The 3,861-nt window shown below is 71.4% G+C and carries 3 protein-coding genes; 1 reads left to right on the top strand and 2 read right to left on the bottom strand.

The features are described from left to right. Positions 1–238: 238 nt before the first annotated feature. Together VLK66_RS24985 and VLK66_RS24990 are read right to left on the bottom strand one after the other, a co-directional pair. Entirely contained in the window at positions 239–652 is a 414-nt protein-coding gene (locus tag VLK66_RS24985) for a hypothetical protein (RefSeq protein WP_325312227.1), read from the bottom strand. A 359-nt stretch (positions 653–1,011) separates the two neighbouring features. Next, entirely contained in the window at positions 1,012–1,530 is a 519-nt protein-coding gene (locus VLK66_RS24990) for a hypothetical protein (RefSeq protein WP_325312228.1), read from the bottom strand. Positions 1,531–1,719: 189 nt separating this feature from the next. Between VLK66_RS24990 and VLK66_RS24995 the strand changes: the two genes are divergently transcribed. Further along, positions 1,720–3,531 carry an amidohydrolase gene (locus tag VLK66_RS24995; RefSeq protein ID WP_325312229.1) on the top strand — a complete coding sequence of 604 codons (1,812 nt, stop codon included), beginning with the start codon at positions 1,720–1,722 and terminating at the stop codon, positions 3,529–3,531. Positions 3,532–3,861 lie beyond the last annotated feature (330 nt).

A 3,861-nucleotide genomic window follows, 5' to 3' on the forward strand; every position in this document is an offset into this window, starting at 1 on the left:
GAGGATCGCGGTGCTGGAATTGGCGGCCGGAACGGCCCGGCTCGACCGGGGATGAAGGCGCGCCGCGGCGCGCCTTCATCCCCGGTCGGAAGTGTCACCCATCTCTCCGAACGGGTGTTACCCATGTCCCCGGCCCTTGCAGCTGTTTTGGGGGAGGGAGCGCGAAGCGCGGGGAGAGGGCCCGCGGCGGCGCGGAGCCGCGCGGGTGTCTGGTGGTGAGGAGTCCGCGGTCGCCGCCTCAGCGCCGCGGGCGCGGGCCGTACTCGGCGCGGAGGTCGGCGACCCAGCCGGGCCGCGTGCGTCCGCTGGCCTCGTAGGCGCGGCCCAGGCACTCCAGCACGCAGTCGCTGGCCTCGCGCTTCGGCTCCGGCGCCAGGTCGTGGGTGAGCACCACCAGCGCGGACGAGGCGTGGTGGTAGGTGATCTCCGCGGCCGGGAGCGCGGCGTACTGCAGGTACCACTTGCGCAGCCGGCGCACGGTGGGCGAATACGGAGCGGTTCCCATCAGGAACTTCTTCAGCCCGGTGGGGCTCATCCCGATCTCCCGCGCCACTCCGCGCAGCGAGGTGCTCTCCACGCGCGCGGCCGCGACCTCGCGAAGATGTCGCACGGTGGCGTTCGAGTGCTGGGGATGGGCCGTCGTCTTGTCCATGGTTCGGTCCCTCGGTGAAGCTCCGCCGAATTACGGGTTTTCTTCGGAAGAGAATAATACCGTAACAAAACCGAAGCAAGAGTCGAGATATCCGTGTAAACGTGTACACACTGCGAACTTGGCTCATCTTTCCACATCTCGTTGCAGGCCTCGCTCCTGCCAAGCGTATGCAGCGGAGATGTTTGCGCGATGGCGGCAGAAGGGCGCAAGCTGGAATTTCTGGAACTCGGCCGCGGGGTCGGCGGGCGATAACGGCCACAACTCGGCGCGTTCAGCAGCGGCCCCATCGGATCGGCAGATGCGAAGACGGCGGGCGAGAGTGATCTCGCCCGCCGCCGTCTTTCGCTGCCGCAGTGACGTCAGTCGCGCTCGCCGCCTTCGCCGCGGGGAGCGCCCGCGGGGCGCGGCGGGGGCGGCGGGGGGACGAAGCCGGCGCGGATCTCGGGGTGGCGGATCTCGCCGCCCAGGTTGGCGGCGCGGGCGACCAGGCCGGCGCCGGCGAGGCCCGTCAGCAGCGAAAGGATCGCCAGCGCGCGGCCACCGGAGGCGCGGCGCCGGTGCACCAGCACGAGGGTGATCAGCGACAGGACGCCGAACGCGGTGATGACCCAGGTGGACAGCTCGGCGGCTTCCTCGTGCTGGTGGATGATGCGCCGCTGCACGTCCTGCATCCCCGCGATCAGGTGCTCGGCGGGCTCGCCGGTGAGCTGCACCAGCCAGGTGCCCGCGGCCACGATCACCGCGACCGCCAAGCCCAGCCGCAGCACGTCCTCGCTCTTCCGCAGCAGCCCCCAGGCGATCAGCAGCGCCGCGAAGACCGTCCCGAACACGGGGATGTGGTTCACCAGCAGGTGGATGTGGGCGGCGTTCAGGTTCATCGATCTCTCCGATCCGACAGGCTCCAATCCGACTTCCTCCCCGGACTCCGCGTCATGGTAACGCACCTCCGGTGCCGCACGACGTGGGGAGATGCCGGGCATCGCCCGCCCGGCGATTTCCCCGATCGGCGACGCGGCGTAGATTGCGCGCGGCGAACCCTCTCCCGAAACCCGATCTCCATCTCCCCCATGCAGCTGAACCGACTGTGGCCGGTGCTGGCGGTGGCGCTTTCGGCGTGCACGCACCCGATGCCGGCCCGCACGCCGCCCACCCTTCCCGGCCCCGCGACCGGCCCGCGCGCCTCCGCCGCTCCCGAGCCGGTGTCCGACGCCGCCGCGGCCGACCTGGTGCTGGTGAACGGCCGCGTCTTCCTGGCCGACAGCGGCAACACCGTCGTGGCCGCGCTGGCGGTGAGGGACCGGAAGGTGGCCGCCGCGGGGACGGACACGGAGGTGCGCGCGCTGATCGGGTCACGCACGCGCGTGATCGACCTGGGCGGAAAGCTCGTCACTCCGGGCTTCAACGACGCGCACATCCACATCGCCGAGGGCGGCGGCGCGCTGCTGGAGGCCGACCTGGGCGGCGCCACCTCGCTGGCCGAGATCGAGCGCCGCGTACGCGAGGCCGCCTCGCGCGCCGCGCCGGGCGAGTGGATCCAGGGGCGCGGATGGGACCAGACGCGCCTCCCCGCCTCGGAGCTCGGCCCCGGCGGCTGGCCCACCAAGGAGGCGCTGGACCGCGCCGCGCCGAACAACCCCGTCGTTCTCTCCCGCGTGGACGGCCACACCTCGTGGGCCAACTCCGCCGCGCTCCGCATCGCCGGGGTGACGCGGAACACGCGCAACCCGCCGGGCGGCGAGATCGTCCGCGACCCGCGCACCGGCGAGCCCACGGGGATCCTGAAGGAGGGCCCCGCGCGCGGCCTGGTCACCACGAAGGTGCCGTCCCCCGGCCCGGCGCAGATCCGCCGGCAGCTGCGCGCGGCGATGGAGCTGGCGGCGCGCACCGGCGTCACCAGCGTGCAGACGGACGTATCGCCCATCACCTCGGGGAGCTTCGACGAGAACGACCCCGCGCTCCCGGCGGCCTTCCGCGCCTTCCAGGAGCTGGAGCGCGAAGACTCGCTCACCTTCCGCGTGTACGCCTGGGTGCCGCTCACGCGTGAGTTCATCGCCGCCTTCCGGCGCCTGGGCGTGCGCGCGCCGTACGGCGACGAATGGGTGCGGCTGGGGATGGTGAAGGGGTACACCGATGGCTCGCTGGGATCGCGCAGCGCGTACATGCTGGAGCCGTACAGCGACGCGCCCGGCACGCGCGGGCTGCCGCAGCACAGCGACGCCGGGCTGGACTCGCTGGTGGACGCGGCCGACGCGGCGGGGCTGCAGGTGATCCTGCACGCCATCGGCGACGCGGCCAACCGCCAGGCGCTGAACGCCTTCGAGCACGCGGCGCGGGTGAACCCGGCGCACGAGCGGCGGCACCGCATCGAGCACGCGCAGGTCGTCTCCCCCGCCGACATCCCGCGCTTCCGGCGGCTCGGCGTGATCGCGTCGATGCAGCCCACGCACGCCACCAGCGACATGCGCTGGGCGGAAGCGCGCATCGGGCCGGAGCGCCTCCGCGGCGCGTACGCGTGGCGGACGCTGCTGAACAGCGGGGCGACGGTCGTCTTCGGCACCGACTTTCCGGTGGAGCCGATCCGGCCGGTGGAGGGGATCTACTCCGCCGTCACCCGGCAGAGCCGCGAGGAGCCGGGAACGCCGCCCGGCGGGTGGATGCCGCAGGAGCGCCTGACGCGCGAGGAGGCGATCCGGCTCTACACGGCCACGCCCGCGTACGGCGAGTTCCAGGAGCGGGTGAAGGGGACGCTGCGGCCGGGGATGCTGGCCGACTTCGTCATCTGGTCGGCGGACCTGCTCACCATCCCCGAGCGCGAGATCCTGAACGCCGAGCCGGTGATGACGGTCGTCGGGGGACGCATCGTCTACCAGAAGCCCTGAACCGCAGGGTATCATATCACACAAAACGCGGAGCCGCGGAGAACCGAGCATCGTTCTCCGCGGCTCCGCGTCTCTCTGCGTGAGATTCTACCTTACCAAATCCGGCGGAAGAATCGGTGCATCTAGCCAAATCACGTGCTGTCGGCGCCGATAGATCCTTCGGCCTGCAACCGCTCGTGCGGGGGCAACTACGGTGTGGTCGGCCTGAATAGAAAGTTCGCGGCCTGGCCCCCCACCGGCGACTGAAGTCGCAGCAACAACTACGGGAAGCCTCGCAAACTGCGCGAGGCTGATCCGCTCATTCTGTGGCATCAGCGCTCACGACCACTG

The organism is Longimicrobium sp. (assembly GCF_035474595.1).
Lineage (GTDB): Bacteria > Gemmatimonadota > Gemmatimonadetes > Longimicrobiales > Longimicrobiaceae > Longimicrobium.

Coding starts and splice junctions, on each gene's coding strand:
- VLK66_RS24985 (WP_325312227.1), bottom strand. CDS start 652: ATGGACAAGACGACGGCCCATCCCCAGCACTCGAACGCCACCGTGCGA.
- VLK66_RS24995 (WP_325312229.1), top strand. CDS start 1,720: ATGCAGCTGAACCGACTGTGGCCGGTGCTGGCGGTGGCGCTTTCGGCG.
- VLK66_RS24990 (WP_325312228.1), bottom strand. CDS start 1,530: ATGAACCTGAACGCCGCCCACATCCACCTGCTGGTGAACCACATCCCC.